At 69.3% G+C, this 17,437-nt stretch carries 18 protein-coding genes and 1 tRNA gene; 14 read left to right on the top strand and 5 right to left on the bottom strand.

All coding sequences use genetic code 11. The features are described from left to right. Window positions 1–106: 106 nt before the first annotated feature. Complete coding sequence (locus tag ACWCOV_RS19975) at window positions 107–2,509, top strand: penicillin-binding protein (protein ID WP_449830768.1); 2,403 nt, start codon at window positions 107–109, stop codon at window positions 2,507–2,509. 51 nt (window positions 2,510–2,560) lie between these two features. Here the strand turns inward: ACWCOV_RS19975 and ACWCOV_RS19970 are convergent, their stop codons facing one another. Further along, the gene (locus tag ACWCOV_RS19970) at window positions 2,561–3,028 is read right to left on the bottom strand and encodes a GatB/YqeY domain-containing protein (protein ID WP_449830767.1); all 468 of its coding nucleotides are present in this window, start codon (window positions 3,026–3,028) and stop codon (window positions 2,561–2,563) included. 26 nt (window positions 3,029–3,054) lie between these two features. On the opposite strand from ACWCOV_RS19970, the gene ACWCOV_RS19965 reads away from it, so the two are divergent. The 10 genes from ACWCOV_RS19965 to ACWCOV_RS19920 all read left to right on the top strand — a co-directional run bounded on the left by ACWCOV_RS19965 (window position 3,055) and on the right by ACWCOV_RS19920 (window position 11,482). Further along, window positions 3,055–3,999 carry a metallophosphoesterase gene (locus tag ACWCOV_RS19965; RefSeq protein ID WP_449830766.1) on the top strand — a complete coding sequence of 315 codons (945 nt, stop codon included), beginning with the start codon at window positions 3,055–3,057 and terminating at the stop codon, window positions 3,997–3,999. A 24-nt stretch (window positions 4,000–4,023) separates the two neighbouring features. Beyond that, a tRNA-Pro gene (locus ACWCOV_RS19960) sits at window positions 4,024–4,100 on the top strand. Window positions 4,101–4,152: 52 nt separating this feature from the next. Further along, window positions 4,153–4,782 carry a lipoyl(octanoyl) transferase LipB gene (gene lipB, locus ACWCOV_RS19955; protein WP_449830765.1) on the top strand — a complete coding sequence of 210 codons (630 nt, stop codon included), beginning with the start codon at window positions 4,153–4,155 and terminating at the stop codon, window positions 4,780–4,782. 9 nt (window positions 4,783–4,791) lie between these two features. Next, on the top strand, window positions 4,792–5,208 hold the full coding sequence (locus ACWCOV_RS19950; RefSeq protein ID WP_449830764.1) for a hypothetical protein: 417 nt from the start codon (window positions 4,792–4,794) through the stop codon (window positions 5,206–5,208). Beyond that, complete coding sequence (locus ACWCOV_RS19945) at window positions 5,201–5,902, top strand: carbohydrate-binding family 9-like protein (protein ID WP_449830763.1); 702 nt, start codon at window positions 5,201–5,203, stop codon at window positions 5,900–5,902. The genes ACWCOV_RS19950 and ACWCOV_RS19945 overlap by 8 nt, the downstream gene beginning before the upstream one ends. A gap of 43 nt (window positions 5,903–5,945) precedes the next feature. Further along, window positions 5,946–6,872, top strand: a complete 927-nt coding sequence (locus tag ACWCOV_RS19940) for a tetratricopeptide repeat protein (protein ID WP_449830762.1) — start codon at window positions 5,946–5,948, stop codon at window positions 6,870–6,872. A gap of 134 nt (window positions 6,873–7,006) precedes the next feature. Beyond that, window positions 7,007–7,795, top strand: a complete 789-nt coding sequence (locus ACWCOV_RS19935) for a CoA transferase subunit A (RefSeq protein ID WP_360519017.1) — start codon at window positions 7,007–7,009, stop codon at window positions 7,793–7,795. A 1-nt stretch (window position 7,796) separates the two neighbouring features. Then, a complete protein-coding gene (locus tag ACWCOV_RS19930) occupies window positions 7,797–8,426 on the top strand; it encodes a CoA transferase subunit B (protein WP_449830761.1) in 630 nt (209 codons plus the stop codon). A 97-nt stretch (window positions 8,427–8,523) separates the two neighbouring features. Continuing rightward, window positions 8,524–10,479, top strand: a complete 1,956-nt coding sequence (locus ACWCOV_RS19925; RefSeq protein WP_449830760.1) for a CocE/NonD family hydrolase — start codon at window positions 8,524–8,526, stop codon at window positions 10,477–10,479. Between the two features lie 109 nt (window positions 10,480–10,588). Further along, on the top strand, window positions 10,589–11,482 hold the full coding sequence (locus ACWCOV_RS19920) for a carbohydrate kinase family protein (RefSeq protein ID WP_449830759.1): 894 nt from the start codon (window positions 10,589–10,591) through the stop codon (window positions 11,480–11,482). On the opposite strand, the gene ACWCOV_RS19915 is transcribed toward ACWCOV_RS19920, so the two are convergent. Next, window positions 11,439–12,119: an SDR family NAD(P)-dependent oxidoreductase gene (locus ACWCOV_RS19915; protein WP_449830758.1), complete on the bottom strand. Its 681-nt coding sequence runs from the start codon at window positions 12,117–12,119 to the stop codon at window positions 11,439–11,441. The genes ACWCOV_RS19920 and ACWCOV_RS19915 overlap by 44 nt on opposite strands. A gap of 34 nt (window positions 12,120–12,153) precedes the next feature. Further along, on the bottom strand, window positions 12,154–12,837 hold the full coding sequence (locus tag ACWCOV_RS19910; RefSeq protein ID WP_449830757.1) for an NUDIX hydrolase: 684 nt from the start codon (window positions 12,835–12,837) through the stop codon (window positions 12,154–12,156). An 80-nt stretch (window positions 12,838–12,917) separates the two neighbouring features. On the opposite strand from ACWCOV_RS19910, the gene ACWCOV_RS19905 reads away from it, so the two are divergent. Beyond that, window positions 12,918–13,916: an SPFH domain-containing protein gene (locus tag ACWCOV_RS19905; protein WP_449830756.1), complete on the top strand. Its 999-nt coding sequence runs from the start codon at window positions 12,918–12,920 to the stop codon at window positions 13,914–13,916. A gap of 1 nt (window position 13,917) precedes the next feature. Further along, complete coding sequence (locus tag ACWCOV_RS19900; RefSeq protein ID WP_449830755.1) at window positions 13,918–14,793, top strand: hypothetical protein; 876 nt, start codon at window positions 13,918–13,920, stop codon at window positions 14,791–14,793. A gap of 35 nt (window positions 14,794–14,828) precedes the next feature. Here ACWCOV_RS19900 and ACWCOV_RS19895 read toward each other — a convergent pair whose 3' ends face one another. Further along, entirely contained in the window at window positions 14,829–15,578 is a 750-nt protein-coding gene (locus tag ACWCOV_RS19895) for an SDR family oxidoreductase (RefSeq protein WP_449830754.1), read from the bottom strand. A 100-nt stretch (window positions 15,579–15,678) separates the two neighbouring features. Here ACWCOV_RS19895 and ACWCOV_RS19890 point away from each other — a divergent pair, with 100 nt between their 5' ends. Beyond that, entirely contained in the window at window positions 15,679–16,506 is an 828-nt protein-coding gene (locus ACWCOV_RS19890) for a helix-turn-helix transcriptional regulator (RefSeq protein ID WP_449830753.1), read from the top strand. A gap of 25 nt (window positions 16,507–16,531) precedes the next feature. Here ACWCOV_RS19890 and ACWCOV_RS19885 read toward each other — a convergent pair whose 3' ends face one another. Then, window positions 16,532–17,434, bottom strand: coding sequence for a hypothetical protein (locus ACWCOV_RS19885; RefSeq protein WP_449830752.1), 903 nt, complete (start codon window positions 17,432–17,434; stop codon window positions 16,532–16,534). Window positions 17,435–17,437: the final 3 nt, after the last annotated feature.

The raw sequence follows: 17,437 nt of genomic DNA, 5'->3' as shown, positions 1-17,437 counted from the left end.
GGCCCTCATCCTTTTGGATGAACTTCGGGGCAACGCGCCGCAGAGCGTGACCGAGGTCACACTCGCCGCGGTAATCCGCCAGACCGATCCCGTAGTCTCTATGATCATGCGCGTCAGGGAGAAGGGCGACCGGGGAGTCGTCCAGTCGGTGGTTCTGTTCCTCGGGGTGAGCGTGTTGTCGGGGGCCCTGGCCGCCGGTCTCGCGATCCCGTTCGCCGGGCTCGCCGGCTTCACCACCGAGAAGACCCACGACACGCTGCAGGACCTGCCGCAGCAGTTCGACGAGGTGCCGCTCAAGCAGAAGAGCACCATCCTGGCCGCCGACGGATCGCTGATCGCCACCCTGGCCGAGCAGAACCGGGTGCCGGTCAAGCTCACCCAGGTCGCGCCGATCATGCAGAAGGCGATCGTCGCGATCGAGGACGACCGGTTCTACGAGCACGGCGCGCTGGACCTCAAGGGCACCCTGCGCGCGCTGATGCGGAACCAGACCGAGGGCTCGGTGCAGCAGGGTGGTTCGAGCATCACCCAGCAGTACGTGAAGATGAGCCTGGTCGAGAAGGCGAACACGCCCGAGGAGGTCGCGGCCGCGACGGCCGAGACCTACCAGCGCAAGGTCGCCGAGCTCCGGTACGCGATCGCGGTCGAGAAGCAGTACTCGAAGAACGAGATCCTCGAGAAGTACCTGAACCTGGCCAACTTCGGCGACGGCGCCTGGGGGATCGAGGCCGCCGCCCTGCACTACTTCCGGGTGCACGCGTCCCAGCTCACCCTGCCGCAGGCCGCGCTGCTGGCCGGCCTGGTGAAGAACCCGACCGGCTACGACCCGACCAACAACATGAAGCGCGCCAAGGACCGCCGCGACGTGGTCATCAAGCGGATGCTCGAGCTGAAGGTCATCTCGCTCGCCCAGGCCAACGCGGCCCTGAAGACCCCAGTCATCGACCCGGCGAAGGTCAGCTCGAACAAACTCGGCTGCGCGAACGGCAAGTTCCCGTTCTACTGCGAGTTCGTCGTCTCCGAGCTGGAGAAGAACCCGGCCTTCGGCAAGACCGTGGCGGACCGGTCGAACTTCCTGAAGACCGCGGGCCTGACCATCCGCACCTCGCTGGACCCGAAGATCCAGGCCGCCGCGCAGAAGTCGATCAACGAGCACTCCAGGCCGACCGACCAGGCCGTCGCCGCGATCACCATCGTCGAGCCGGGCACCGGCCTGGTGAAGGCGATGGTGCAGAGCAAGCCGTACGGCAACAAGAAGAACCAGACGTCGTACAACTTCAACACCGACAAGGCCTCCGGTGGGTACGGCGGCTTCCAGAACGGCTCGACGATGAAGGCCTTCACGATCGCAGCGGCGATCCAGAAGGGCTTCCCGCTGAACTACAAGATCAACTCGCCCAGCCCGGTGAGCCTCGGCGGCAAGAAGTTCAGCACCTGCGAAGGCACCACGATGGTGGACAGCTACAACCCGAAGAACTCCACCAAGAACGTGCCGGAACCGACCATGATCCAGGCGGCGCAGAAGTCGACGAACACCTACTTCCTGCTGCTGTCCCAGCAGACCGGTCTCTGCCCGATCGCGAAGATCGCCCAGTCCCTCGGCCTGCACGACGCCCAGTCCGGCGCTCCGCTCAACCAGGTCATCTCCATGACCCTGGGCGTCGGCTACGTCACCCCGCTGCAGATGGCCGGCGCGTACGCCGCCTTCGCCGCGCGCGGCATGTACTGCAACCCGTGGGTGGTCACCGCGATCAAGGGCCCGACGGGCAAGGCGGTCAACACTCGGGGCGCGGACTGCAAGCAGGCCCTGGCCCCTGAGGTGGCCGACGGCGTCAACGCCGTGCTGCACCAGGTGATGGAGCCGGGCGGCACCGGTTCGAAGCTGAAGTTCGGCAACAGCGACCTGGCCGGCAAGACCGGAACGATCACCGACAACGAGGCGGTCTGGTACGCCGGCTACTCGAGCAAACTGGCGGCCGCCTCGGTCGTCGCCGACGCCTCGCTGCCGTACGACAACCTGATCGGCCAGACGCTCGACGGCCGGGAGATGAACGACGCGTCCGGTTCGGGCACCGCGGGTCCGCTGTGGATGACCGCGATGCAGGGCGCGCTGCGTGGCTACCCGACGACGAAGTTCGTCGCGCCGTCCGACAAGACGGTCCGCGGTGACGTGAAGGACCTGCCGTTCGTGAACGGGATGAACCCGGAGGACGCGTCCAACAAGCTCCGCCAGGCGGGCTTCCAGGTCGAGATCGCGTCCGGGACGGTCAACTCGGTGGAGGCGGCCGGCACGGTCGCCTACACCAGCCCGCGCCAGCGCGACGGCGCACCCGAGGGCTCGAAGGTGACCATCTACATCTCCAACGGCAGCCAGAAGAACCAGCCGACCCCGCCGGCCAACACGGCTCAGCCGCCGGCGACCACCAAGCCGCCGAACAACAACCCACCCACGATCAACCCCAACTGCCCCCCGTGGAACCCGAAGTACCCCAACTGCGGCGGCAGATAGCGCGCGAAAGGGCCTCGTCCGACACGGACGAGGCCCTTCGCCGTACCGGGGTCAGGCGCCGAGTTGGCGTTTTACTTCGGCGGAGACGACGGCGCCGTCGGCCTTGCCTTTGACCTTGGGCTGCAGGGCGCCCATGACCTTGCCGATGCCGCGCGGGCCGAGCTCGGCGGCGCCGGTGGCGGCGATGGTCTCGGTGACCAGGGCGACGATCTCTTCCTCGCTGAGCTGCTCGGGCAGGTACTCGGCGAGGATGTCCGCCTCGGCCTGCTCCTTGTCGGCGAGCTCGGCGCGGCCGGCCTCGCGGTAGGCGATCACGGACTCGCGGCGCTTCTTCGCCTCGGAGCCGAGGACGTCGACGATCTCGGCGTCGGTGAGCTCGCGGGCCTCCTTGCCGGCCACCTCCGCCTTGGTGACCGCGGTGAGCGCCATCCGCAGGGTGGACTTGCGGATCTCGTCACGCGCCTTGAGGGCGGCGGTCATGTCGTCGTGCAGCCGCTGCTTCATACCGGAGTTGGACATGACCATGATTGTGGCAGGCTGGTGAAATGAGTTTGAGCGGGCTTGCCACCACCACCCTCAAGGCCACGGCGGTCGTCGGCGCCGTGGGCGCCGCCTGCGTCGCGTACGCGGCCGGGATCGAGGCGCGCTGGTTCACGCTGCGCAGAGTGACGGTCCCGGTGCTCCCGGAAGGCTCCTCGCCGCTGCGGGTGCTGCACCTGTCCGACCTGCACCTGATGCCGTCCCAGGAGCGCAAGATCAACTGGGTCAACGACCTGGCCGCGCTCGAGCCCGACCTGATCGTCAACACCGGCGACAACCTGGCGCACGAGCGGTCGGTCCGCCCGCTGCTCCGCGCGTACGGCGACCTGCTCGACCTGCCCGGCGTGTTCGTGTTCGGCTCCAACGACTACTGGAAGCCGCACTTCAAGAACCCGGGCAAGTACCTGCTGCCCGCGCACAAGCAGCGGCACAAGCCGCACGGCCCGGACCTGCCCTACGAGGAGATGCGCAGCGCCTTCACCGGAGCCGGCTGGACCGACCTGAACAACGCCAAGGCGACCCTCAAGGTGAACGGCCTGCGGCTGGACTTCGCCGGCACCGACGACCCGCACATCAAGCGAGACCGGTACGACGAGGTCGCCGGCGAGATCGACCCGTCGGCCGACCTCTCGATCGGTGTCACGCACGCGCCGTACCAGCGGGTCCTGAACGGTTTCGTCGGCGACGGATACCCGCTGGTCCTGGCCGGCCACACCCACGGCGGCCAGCTGGCAGTGCCGCTGTACGGCGCCCTGGTGACGAACTGCGACCTGGACACGTCACGGGTGAAGGGCCTGTCCACGTGGGGCCACAACGGCCGCCAGGCCGCTCTGCACGTGTCCGCGGGGCTCGGCACGTCGCCGTACGCGCCGGTCCGTTTCGCCTGCCGGCCGGAGGCCACACTGCTCACTCTGGTCCCCCGGATTAACCCGATTTCGTCCCAGCCGTAGGCGCATGTAAGCTGTCCGAGGCTTCGGGCTGTGGCGCAGCTTGGTAGCGCGCTTCGTTCGGGACGAAGAGGTCGCAGGTTCAAATCCTGTCAGCCCGACCAATCGAGGGCGGTGACTCCGGTCACCGCCCTCGTGCTGTCTACGCTGGTTCTCGTGCAGCGCGTGGATCTGGGTGAGGTCGAGTACGAGGTCGCCGCGAAAGAGATGCGCGGCTGGGTGGAGGAGCGGGTCGGGGACGCGGCTCCGGACCGGCTGTTTCTGCTGAGTCATCCGCCGGTGATCACCTACGGGCCGCGGACCGTGCTGGACGACCTGCCGGCGGAGGCCGCGGGGATTCCCACGGTGGCGGTGGATCGCGGCGGGTTCGCGACGTACCACGGACCGGGGCAGCTGGTCGGGTACCTGGTCATCGACCTGAAGCGGCGGGGGCCGGTGGACATCGTCCGCTGGGTCGAGAACGGCCTGATCGAGGCGCTCGGCTCGCTCGGGTTCCCCCTGGTGCGGCGGGACACGCCGAAGGGCGCGAGCAGCCTGGTCGGGGTGTGGACCGAGGACCACCGCAAGCTGTGCTCGATCGGGATGCGGATCCGGCGCGGCGTGACCAGTCACGGCTTCTCGGTGAACGTGGACCCGGACATGACCGTGTTTCACACGTTCACGAGTTGCGGGCTGCACGACGTGACCATGGTCTCGCTGGCCGAGCTCGCCGCCGAGCGCGGAGTGCCCGCGCCCACAGAAGCCGCCGTACGTGACGCGATCGCCCACTCCCTTGGATCCCGATAACCTGCGGCAATGAGCCAGGAGGAGGACGAAGGGCGGTACGACGCTCCGCCGTTGCCGCCGGTGGTGATCCTTGCCGTCGTCGGGCTGCTGTGCGGGTTCGCGACCATCGCGCTGGTGTGGCTGAGCGAGCGCGGCTGCGAGCGGTTCCGCGACACCACGAACTGCGGCGCGCTCGGCCTCCCGCTACTCGTACTGATCGTCGCGGTCACCATCGTGCTCGGCGGGCTCGCGTTGAGCCGGCTCGCGATGCCGAACCCGCGCGTGGTGGCGTTCCTCGGCGTCGCCTTCATGCTGATCGTCGTCCTGGCGTTCCTGACCGAGAACTTGTCGTCACCGTGGACACTGGCCGTCGTCCCGGTGCTGACCGCGATCACCTTCCTCGTCGCCAACCTCGTCGCCCGACTCCTGGAGCGTGCCGATGCCTGACCTGCCCGTCTACGACTGCCCGCGTACGCCGGTCGCCCCCACCCTGGACGGGACGCTGACCGATCCGGCCTGGGACATCGCGCCGTGGACGACCCCGTTCGTCGACATCGGCGGCGACGGCCCGGTCCCGCCGTACCGGACCCGGGCGAAGCTGATGTACGACGACCAGTACCTCTACGTCGGCGGCCTGCTCGAGGAGCCGCACGTGTGGTCCACGATGGCCGAGAAGAACACCAAGCTGTTCGAGGAGAACAACTTCGAGCTGTTCCTCGACCCGGACGGCGACGGGCTGAACTACTACGAGTTCGAGATCAACCCGCTCGGCACGATCTGGGAGCTGACGCTGCCGAAGCCGTACGTCGACGGCGGCGTGCCGGTGGACCCGACCAACCTGCCCGGGCTGCGGACGGCGATCCACATCGACGGCACGCTGAACGACCCGTCCGACACCGACAACGGCTGGTCGGTGGAACTCGCCGTACCGTGGGCCGACCTGGCCACGTACAACGAGGGCCGGGCGACGCCGCCGAACCCGGGTGACGAGTGGCGGATGAACCTGATGCGCTGCCAGTGGCCGCACGAGGTCGTCGACGGCGCGTACGTGAAGGGCGACGACCTGAGTTTCTGGGTCTGGTCACCGCAGTACGTGGTCGACATGCACCGCCCGGACCGCTGGGGCATCCTCCGGTTCTGACCCCACTACCTGGCGTCAACAGGCCAGGGGGACAATGAGGTACGTGGACTTGGGGGGTGACGACAGGTACGGCGACGAGGTCGTGAGCGCGATCGAGCGTGCCTGTGAGAGCGACCCCCGGACGGCGCTGCGGCTTGTCGCGGAGTACTCGAGCCATTGGTGGTCGCAGGGCCTGCAGGACGAGGCCGCCGCCGCTGCGGAGCGTGTGCTGAGCATCCTGGGCCGGAGCGTGCCTGTCGGACTCGACGAGGAGTACCTGCTCGCCGTACTGCACGGAGCCGGGTCTGCCGAGCAGGAGCAGCTGGAGCTGGCCCAGCAGATCGTGCTGGCGACCACAGGCCCCTTTCGGTACTCCGTGACCGTGCTGCTGTGGTCACTCGTGTTCGGGCCCTTCGAGTCCGCCGCCGTGGTCGAGGAGGTCCTGGCGCGGAACGAGGGCGGTGACGCCTGGACCAGGGCCGCAGTCGAGCTGTGCCGTGGTTACCCGGGCCTGACCACCGCCACCCCAGGCGACGCCGCTCAGGCGCTCCGTACGGCGCTGGGACGCTTCCGGATGCTCGACGACCGCTGGGGGATGTTCCTGGCGCTGACGGCGCTCAGAGAGATCGTGGACGACCCGGTCGACGTCATCAGCGAGGCCCTGGAGCTGGCCGAGAAGCTCCGGGCGGACGACGAGTCCGGACTGCTGCTGTGCCAGCGCGGCGAGCTCTACCGCCGCCATGGTGACCTGGATGCGGCCGGCGAGGACTTCAGCTGGGCGCTGGCTCTGGCCGAGCACGCCGAGCTACCGGAAACCGCTGCCGCCGCCCACATCGGCCTGGCCCGAGTCGCCCGCGGTTGCGGCGACCTCCTGACCGCCCGGGAGCACCTGGCCGTCGTGCTGTCCCGCGACTCCGAGGATCTGGAAGACGCCCGCTACGAGGCGATGCACGAGCTGAACCTGCTGATCAACTCCGAGGCCTCCGCATAGCACCAGGCCACACACCCCTGTGGTACGCCGACACACCTGTGGCAGCGGCCACAACAGGCGGGTCTCGCCGGACTCGCGGATGGCTGGTTAGAGTCGAGTCACCCAAGCCCCCGACACTGCAACGGAGCAGCCGGATGGACAAGACGTACGACTCGCCGCAGGCCGCGGTCGACGACATCGGCGACGGCGCGAGCCTCGCGGTCGGCGGCTTCGGGCTGTGCGGCAACCCGATGGAGCTGATCAGCGCCCTGCACGACAAGGGGGTGACCGGGCTCAGCGTGGTGTCGAACAACTGCGGTGTCGACGACTGGGGCCTCGGGATCCTGCTCGCGGACAAGCGGATCGCCAAGATGACGTCGTCGTACGTCGGGGAGAACAAGGAGTTCGCCCGGCAGTTCCTGTCCGGTGAGCTCGAGGTCGAGCTGACCCCGCAGGGCACGCTGGCCGAGAAGCTGCGGGCCGGCGGCTGCGGGATCGCCGCGTTCTTCACGCTGGCCGGCGTCGGCACCCAGGTCGCCGAGGGCGGGCTGCCGCAGAAGTACAACGCCGACGGCACGGTCGCGAAGGCGTCGCAGCCGAAGGAGACCCGGGAGATCAACGGCACGACGTACGTGCTGGAGGACTCGATCACCACCGACTTCGGGCTGGTGCACGCGCTCAAGGGCGACACCCACGGCAACCTGGTGTTCGACCGGAGCGCGCGGAACTTCAACCCGCTGGCCGCGATGGCCGGCCGGGTCACCATCGCCCAGGTCGAGGAGCTGGTCCAGCCTGGTGAGCTGGACCCGGACGAGATCCACCTGCCCGGTGTCTACGTCCAGCGCGTCGTTGCTGTCGGCAAGGACATCGAGAAGCGGATCGAGAAGCGCACGGTGCAGCCCCGCGAGGCCTACGAGGCCCAGCGCGAGAAGATGGAGGCCTGAGATGCCACTCACCCGTGAGCAGATGGCCGCCCGCGCCGCCGCGGAGCTGGAGGACGGCTCCTACGTGAACCTCGGCATCGGCCTGCCGACGCTGGTGCCGAACTACATCCCGGACGGCGTCACCGTCGTGCTGCAGAGCGAGAACGGCATCCTCGGCGTCGGGCCGTACCCGGTCGAGGGTGACGAGGACCCGGACCTGATCAACGCCGGCAAGGAGACCGTCACGACGTTGCCGGGGGCCTCGTTCTTCGACTCCGCGCTGTCGTTCGGGATGATCCGCGGCGGCGCGATCGACGCGGCCATCCTGGGCGCCATGCAGGTGTCGGCCACCGGCGACCTGTCGAACTGGATGATCCCCGGCAAGATGGTCAAGGGGATGGGCGGCGCGATGGACCTGGTGCACGGCGCCAAGAAGGTGATCGTGCTGATGGAGCACGTCGCCAAGGACGGCTCGCACAAGATCCTGGCGGACTGCGACCTGCCGTACACCGGCCGCGGCGTGGTCAACCGGATCATCACCGACCTCGCCGTGCTGGACGTCACCGACGACGGCCTGAAGCTGGTCGAGCTCGCCGACGGCGTCACCTTCGACGAGCTCCAGTCCAAGACCGGCGCACCCATCAAGCAGTAACGGCAAGCACTGGTGCGGCTCGAGGACCCGGCTTAGGGTTCGGGGCACGTCCCGCGCCACAGCGCGGGGCGTGTCCGCCAAGCTCAGGAGTCCGCCCATGCTACTCAGCTCGTCCCGGCGACCACGCCGTACCATCGCGGTCGCCACAGCGGCCACGGCTCTCGCCGCGATCGCCCTCAGCCCACTCACGTCCAGTGCGGCGCCACCCGCCCAGCCCGCCGACACCCGGCCGTTCGTCACCGGCACCCAGACGGCACCCGTCTACGAATACGACAACGCCATCCGGGAACGGGTCTCCGTCGAGGTGCCGCTCGACGCCGACGAGAACGGCGTCAACGACCGGGTGACGGTGGACATCATCCGGCCCGGCGAGGCCGCGCAGACCGGCGTCGACGTACCCGTCATCATCCAGGCGTCCCCGTACTACGCGTCGGCCCCGGCGACCTATTTCGACGCGAATGGAACCCGGAAGGTTTTCAACACCTGGCTCGACAACTACTTCGTGCCGCGTGGCTACGCGGTCGCCTTCGTGGACCTGATCGGCACCTTCCGCTCGTCCGGCTGTGACGACGTCGGCGGCGACTACGAGGTGGCCGGCGGCAAGGCGGTCATCGACTGGCTGAACGGCCGGGCGAAGGGCTTCACCCCCGCCGGTGCCCCGGCGACGGCGGACTGGTCCACCGGCAAGGCCGGCATGATCGGCGTGTCCTGGAACGGCACCATCGCCAACTCGGTGGCCAGCACGGGAGTCGAGGGCCTCGAGACCATCGTGCCGATCGCGGCCATCTCCAGCTGGTACGACTACACCCGCAGCTACGGCGTCCCGTTCTGGGGCAAGTACGTCGGATTCCTGCACGACTACGTCAGCAACGACGTCAGTCCCAGGTGCCCGGAGCTGACCAAGGAACTGGAAAATGCGTCCGACTCGGCAACCGGCAGCTACAGCCCCTGGTGGGACCCACGCAACTACCGCCTCGACGCCGCGAACGTGAAGTCCAGCGTGTACGTCGTCCACGGCCTGAACGACGAGAATGTCAAGACCCGGCACTTCGGCGAGTGGTGGGACGAACTGGCGAAGAACGGCGTACCGCGCAAGATCTTCCTGCACCAGGATGTCCACATCGACTCCTTCAGCTACCGCGACACCTGGGTGCAGCGGCTGCACCCGTGGTTCGACCACTGGTTGCAGGGCCTCGACAACGGCGTGATGGACACGCCGATGGCGACGATCCAGCGCGAGGACGGCACGTTCACCAGCGAGGCGACGTGGCCCGCGGCGGGCGCCCAGCAGACGAAGCTGTCGCTGGCCGCCCCGGCCGGCCGGACGGCGGGGACGCTGACGACCGACGCGGTCACGGGATCGGGCACGGTCGAGTTCGCCGACCGGAAGGACTCCGACGACGATCATGTGCTCGATCCGACGACGCTGCGGTCTGACCGGGCGGTATTCCTGACGAACGAGCTGACGAGTGCGGTGCGGTTGTCCGGCACCGGCACGGTCAAGGTCCGGGTCCAGTCGTCGCAGCCGTCGGCGGCGATCAAGGCACGGCTGGTCGACTACGGCCCGGCCACGCGCTACACGTCGTACTTCAACAAGCCGACGACGACCTGCTGGGGTGACGGGAACACGACCGACACCGGCTGCTACGCCGACACCGGGATCGCGACGGCGCAGTCCGATCTCAACGTGGTGGCCCGGACGATGGCGAGCATCGGGCACTACCGCTCGTTGAGCCAGCTGGAGCCGTTGAAGCGGGGCGTCTGGTACGACCTGACCTTCGAGCTCAACGCCGACGACGCGGTGTTCGCCGCCGGCCACCGGATCGGACTCGTGCTGACGGTCGAGCCAGGCAACCCGGACGACACAGAGACGCGCAGAGCGTTGACGATCGACCCGGCGGGGTCATCGCTCACCCTGCCGCTGACCGGTGCGACGACGACCCTTCGCACCCCCGGTCCGGCCGAGACGGTGACCGCCCGGCAGAAGGCACACCCCGAGCCGGAGAAGGACCCTGCCGAGCTGATCCGCCAGTTCGTCGAGACCTCCCGGTAGCAACCCGGCGGCCAGGCAGGCACTCTCGCTCGCCTGGCCGCCGCCGGACTGTACACATGACGCCAAAGCCACCTGACACACAGGACGAAATTCGGGTAGGACGGAACGCATGGAATTGGACGTATTCGTCATCGGTGGCGTCGGGGTCGACACGATCGTGCGGGTGCCCGAGTTGCCATTGCGTGCGACCGAGACGATCCGCGTCGAGCCGATCGAGTCGTACGTCGGCCATACCGGCCACGGCGTGGCGCTCGGCTGTCACCTGCTCGGCCTCCATGCCGGCCTCGCGGACGTGATCGGCGACGATCCCGAGGGCCACCGGATCCGCCGGCTGTACGACGACCTCCGGATGCCGCTGCACGTGACACTGCACCCGAGCGGCACCCGTCGATCGGTCAACCTGGTTGCCCCGGACGGCCGCCGCCTCGCCCTGTACGACGGCCGGCACCCTGACGGCCTGCGAGTCGACCCGGACCTCTGGCGGCCCAGCGTGGAACGGGCCCACCACGTGCACGTATCGATCATGGATTTCGCCCGGCGCGCCCTGGCCGACGCACTCGCCGCGGGCTGCACGATCTCCACCGACCTGCACGACTGGGACGGGCGGAACGACTACCACAAGGACTTCGCGACCACCGCCGACATCGTGTTCGTCTCTACCAGCCAACTGCCGGACGACGCGGTCGACTGGATCTTCGCCAACGGCCGCGCCGAGGTCGTGGTCGCGATGGCCGGTGCCGACGGCAGCTACCTGCACGTCCGGGAGCAGGCACCACGACACATCGGCGCCGTCCAGCTCCCCGACCGGCCCGTTGTCGACTCCAACGGCGCCGGCGATGCCTACGTCGCCGCGTTCCTGGCCCGCCGGCTCGACGGTGTCAGCTGGTACGACGCCGCCCTGGCCGGATCCATCGCGGGCGCCTGGGCTTGCGGGTCCCCCGGCACCCATACCGACCTGATCACGGCCGAGGAGCTGGCTGTTCGAAGCAGAACGATCGGATGAAGCAGTCGCGCGGCTGACCGACGGCGAACAGGACGCAGTCGACGACGGACTGCGCGGTGAGGTCTGCACCGGTGTCCCGCGGGCCGTCCTGGACGAAGTCCGGCGGGAACAGGGAGATCACCCGGATCCCGTCCGGACGCAGTCGCTCCGACAGGATCTCGGCGTACCCGGCCTCGGCGTGCTTGGCCGCGTAGAACGCCGGGTGGGCTGGTGAGCGGTGGTGGCCGACCTCGCCGGCGGCGGAGATCAGGTTGACGATGTCGGGGCGATTGGAGGCCCTGAGCAACGGTAGGAGCCGTTCGGTGAGCAGGATCGTGCCGGTCGCGCCGCCCGCGATCGTGTCGACCACATCGGCCGGCGACGGGGTGCCCGCCAGGTAGCGGGCACCGCTGTTCACGAGAACGTCGAGGCGATCGACGGTCAGTCGCTCGACCGACTCCGGGTCGGCGAGGTCCAAGACGCCAGGTGTCGCGTTGCCGCCGGCTGCCTCGATCAAGGCGACGGTCTCCTCGGCCGCGGCCCGGGTCCGCGCGGTCGCAAGCACATGAGCCCCACGATCGGCAAAGGCGAGCGCCAGCTTCCGCCCGGTATCCCGACCGGCCCCGGTCACCAGAACATCCAGTCCGCCAAAGTCCATGCGCCGGATGCAACCAGTTCAACCCGACTAGAAGTCAACCGCGGGTCATCGGGGGGTGCAGGGTGGTTGCGCTGCCGCGGCGGAAGAGTTGGGCGGGGCGGCCGCCGTCGCGGCTGGTAGTGCCGCCGGACGGTTCGACGAAATCCGGGGTCTTGGTGACCTTGCGGTGGAAGTTTCGGGGGTCGAGCGGGGTGCCCCAGACCGCTTCGTAGACGCCGCGGAGCTCGGAGATGGTGAACTCGGGCGGGCAGAACGCGGTCGCCAGCGGGGAGTACTCGAGCTTGGCGCGGGCACGCTCGACCCCGTCGGTGAGGATCCGGTGGTGGTCGAACGCCAGCCGCCCCGGATCGTCCAGCACCTCGGCAACACCGACCCAACTCGCCGACGCGGCGTCCGTCCCGGCGACCGGCGCGGGCAGATCGGGCACCAGCGCCAGGTAGGCGACACTGATGACCCGACCGCGTGGGTCTCGACCCGGAGCGCCGTACGTCGCGACCTGCTCGAGGTGGATGCGGTCCGAGAACAGGCCGGTCTCCTCCGCGAGCTCGCGGCGGGCGGTCTGCTCGAGGTCCTCGTCCGGCCGCACGAACCCACCCGGCAACGCCCAGCGACCCCGGTACGGCGCGATCCCGCGCCGGATCAGCAGCACCTGCAGGGCACCGTCGCGGACGGTCAGGATGACCAGGTCGGCGGCCACGCCGAGCGGTACGAAGTCCATGGCAACATACTCTAATCGTCATCTTGACGAAAAATCACTCAACCCCTTATCGTCAGATTGACGACAAGGAGAGAGACGAGATGGCAGACATCACCCGGTTCCGCTTCATCAGCCACCTGCGGGCCAACCCGACCACCCACGTGCGGCACCTGCGCAACGGCAAGCTGGTGCACGACGGCGCCGGCCAGGCGTTCTGGTTCCGCGCGCTGAACTCGTCGCTGAGCGAGATCCCGGTCGACGACCGCGAGCAGCCGCTGCTGTTCCACGGCCGGACGCAGGACTTCCAGGACGTGGCCGTGCAGGCGACCGTGACCTACCGGGTCACCGACCCGGGCCTGGCCGCCGTCCGGCTGGACTTCGGCATCGACCCGGACACCGGGCTGTGGCGGTCGACGCCGCTGGAGCAGCTCGGCGGCCTGCTGACCGAGCTGGCGCAGCAGACCGCGCTCGACCTGCTGGCCCGGATGAGCCTCACCGAGGCGCTTTCCGAGGGCATGACCGGGCTCCGCCGGGCGATGAGCACCGGGTTGCGCGAGGACCAGCGCCTCACCGGCCTCGGGATCGGCATCGAGGACGTCCGCGTGGTCGCCGTACGGGCTGAGCGGGACGTCGAGAAGGCCCTGCAGACGCCCACCCGGGAGATGGTGCAGCAGGCCGCGGACAAGGCGACGTACGAGCGCCGGGCGATGGCCGTCGAGCGGGAGCGCTCGATCGCGGAGAACGAGCTGCAGAACCAGATCGAGCTTGCCCGGCGCGAGGAGCAGCTGGTCAACCAGCGCGGTCAGAACGAGCGGCGCCGGGCGACCGAGGCGGCCGCGGCCGGGCAGATCGAGACCACGGCCGCCGCGGGTCGCAAGCGGGCGCTGAGCGAGGCCGAGGCGGATGCCAAGCGGGTGATCGGCGCCGCCGAAGCCGCCGCGGAGAAGGCGATGCTGGACGCGTACGCCGAGCTGGACCAGGGGACGATCCTGGCGATGGCGATCAAGCAGGGCTCGCTGCCCGACATCGGGACGCTGAACCTCACTCCGGACCTGCTGACCCCGCTGCTGGCCAAGCTGACCGCGGGAGAGCGGGCCTGAGATGAGCCTCCCACCCAGGGCAGTGCTGGTGCACCGGGCAACCGAGCTGACGGAGCTGGTTGCCCGGCACGGGACCCGTCAGCAGGCCGGCTTCTTCCTGGCCGGCCGCGGCCGGGACCTGGCCGAGCTCGACGCCCGGCACCAGGCTCAGCAGGAAGCGCTCGCGACGGTGTCGGCCGCGATCCCGCTGGACTGGCGGCGTGCTGTGGCCGAGCGCGACGACCTCGACCGGTTCGGGTTCGGCCCGGAGGACGTGGTGATCGCGGTCGGCCAGGACGGCCTGGTCGCGAACGTGGCGAAGTACCTGGACGGCCAGCCGGTGATCGGGATCAACCCCGAGCCGGCCCGCAATCCCGGCGTACTCGTGCCGCACGAGCCGGCCGCGATCGCCGTACTGCTGCACGAGCGTCAGGTCGTCGAACGCACCATGGTTGCTGCAAGCACCGATGACGGGCAGCAGCTGATCGCGCTGAACGAGGTGTACATCGGGCACCGGACGCATCAGTCCGCGCGCTACCGCTTGTCCTCGCCGGACAGCCTGCCGGAGCGGCAGTCCTCGTCCGGGATCCTGGTCGGCACGGGCACCGGGTCGACCGGCTGGTGCCGATCGGCCTGGCAGGAACGGCGCAGCCCGCTGGCGCTGCCGTCGCCGACCGACCCGACGCTGTGCTGGTTCGTCCGCGAGGCCTGGCCGTCGCCGGCGACCGGGACGGACAACACCGAGGGCTTGGTGAAGGCGCCCGACGTACTGACCATCGCCGCCGAGTCGGACCTCGTGGTCTTCGGCGACGGCATGGAGTCGGACACGCTCGCCGTCGGCTGGGGTCAACGCGTCGAGGTCGGCATCGCCCCGGTCAAGCTGCACTTGGTCGTGTGACGTTCGGTCGACCGGTCGGATCCGGCCGGGTCACGCTAGAGCTCCTTCGACGGCTGGATGATCAGCTCCGGGAGATTCACCTCCCGGGGCCGGCTGACGACGTACGCGACCAGCTCGGCGACCTCGCTGACCGGGACCGCGGGAAGCGTGGCGCGGAGGTCGTCGACCATGGTGCGCAGCTCAGGCGGGAAGCCGTCGGCCAGCTCGGTGCCGTCGATCATGCCGGGTTCGAGGTTGGTGACTCGGATCCCCTCGGCGGCCAGCTCGGTGCGCAGCGCCCGGGTGAGGTAACTGACGCCGGCCTTCGATGCGCCGTACGCCGCCATGCCCGGCTGGAAGCGGTCCGCGGCGAGCGACGACACGTTGATCAGATCGGTGGTCCTGGTCGCGGCCGACCGCCTCAACGCAGGCAGGAACGCATGCGTGACGGTGATGACGCCCGACAGATTGACGTCGACCGTACGACGCCAGTCGTCGGCCGGCCCGTCGGCGAACGGGACCACGTTCATCAACCCGGCGTTGTTCACCAGCAGATCGAGATCGCCGAAGCGTTCCTGCACAAGCTCCGCGGCCGCCGCCACCGAGTCGGCGTCGGTCACGTCGGCCGGTACGACGAGCGCCGTACCGCCGGACTCGGCGATCTGGGCGGCCACCTTCTCCAGGCGGTCGCGACGGCGAGCGAGCAGCGCGACGGACGCGCCGTCCGCGGCTAGGCGTGTAGCGATGGCGGCGCCGATCCCGCTGGCGGCCCCGGTGACGAGCGCGATGCGCGAAGTGTTTGTCATGCGCCCACCTTCCGGCGGGCGGCCTGAGCTCAGAAGGGTCGCTTCAGCCTAGGTCTGGCAGTACCACCCAGGTCGTTGAGGTGCCAGGAATACTGGTCGGGTGAGCGCGCGACCAGAGCTGGGAGAGTTCCTGCAGACCCGCCGGGCTCGAGTGCGGCCGGAGGACATCGGCCTGCCACCCGGGCACGACCGCCGCGTCGCCGGCCTCCGCCGCGAGGAGGTCGCGCTGCTGGCCAACGTCAGCGTGGACTACTACATCCGCCTCGAGCAGGGGCGGGCTGAGAACCCGTCCGTGGGGGTGCTGAGCGCGGTCGCGGATGCGTTGCGGCTGAGTCCGGCCGAGCGCGAGCACCTGCGGACGCTGGCGTGCAGCACGCCGCCGGCGGTGCCGCCGCGGGCCGCCGTACGGCCGCAGCTGAAGGCGATGATCCAGGCGATGCGCGACGTACCGGCGATCGTGGTCGACCGGCTGAGCACCGTGCTGGCGTGGAACCGCGGCGCCACCGCGGTGATCGCGGACTTCGACGACCCGCAGAACCGGAACCTGGCCCGGCTCTACTTCCTGGACCCGCACGCCCGCGAGTTCTACGCCGACTGGGAGACCGTCGCGCGGGACGCCGTCGCACTCCTCCGGCGTACCTCGGCCGAGTACGCCGCCGACCCCGAGCTGACCGCACTCGTCGACGAGCTACGCACCGCGAGCCCCGACTTCGACCGCTTCTGGACGTCCCAGGACGTGGCAGCCCGCACCCACTGCCCCAAAACCCTCAACCACCCCACCGCCGGCCAACTGACCTTCTCCCTGGAATCCCTCCAGGTCCCCGGCGACAACCCCCAGTACGTCCTCACCTACACCCCCACCAACCCCACCACCCAAGCCGCCCTCGAAACCCTCCTCACCACTCAGTCCCCGTTGAGGGGGTCGTAGGAGGGGGGCGGGGCGGCGTGAGCGGTCAGTCGCCGTTGAGATCGTCGGCGAAGGAGACCGGCGCCCAGCGGAAGTCGACGGGGTCGGGGAACGTCGTCGCGACCTGACCGAGGCCCTTGATGACCGTCGCGGTCCCGTTCGCGTGACCGACGGCGTACAGGAAGCCCGTCTTGGTGTCCTTGTCGATGCCGAGCAGCAACGTGCCGTACTGGCCGCACTTGCTCGCCGTGAGGGTCTCGAACGCCTGCCAGGTGCGCGTCCGGACCGGCGTCACCACCGGCTTCATCGGCGAGCTCACCGGGATCCGGACGCTGTAGAGCGCGCCGCCCTTGGTGTTCGCCAGGAAGGTGTCGTACGTCGGCTGCTTGCTGATCAGCGTCATCGTCTTGACCGCGCCGAATCCCGGGTACGAGCCGGTGCTGCGCCACACGTTGTCCTGCCGATGCCAGCGGAACAGAACGCCGTCCTTCCGCAGCCCGTACAGCTCGGTCCGCGGCCCGACCGCACCGGCGTTGTACGCCGACCACTCGACCAGGCTGAAGTTCGACCAGCCACCGCCGATCCGTTGCAGGTTCGGCCCCGGCGGCTCGACTTCCTCGTTGCCGTCGACCGCGTAGGAGCTGCCGTACAACGCGTCCCCGATGACGACGTACCCGAACCGCACGCTGCCCGCGCCAGACTTCGGGTAGTCCTCGAAGTGACTCGCCGTCCGTACCTGGCCAGCTGAGTACACCCCCGTCGTCGTGCTGGACCGAGTGAGCGAGGGCGGCGTCGTCGTGGCGACGACCTTGAAGGTATGCGCTCCCGCAGCCGTCACCGAACCGACCCACGCCGTACATGGCGCGGACGTGGCCGCATCAGCGGCGGACGGCACCAGCCCAAGCGCGAGTACGGCGCCGCACGCGAGCCCGATCGCCCGTCGCACCATCCG

It is taken from the genome of Kribbella sp. NPDC002412 (assembly GCF_053592935.1).
This window is presented reverse-complemented; position numbering and strand designations above follow the sequence as displayed.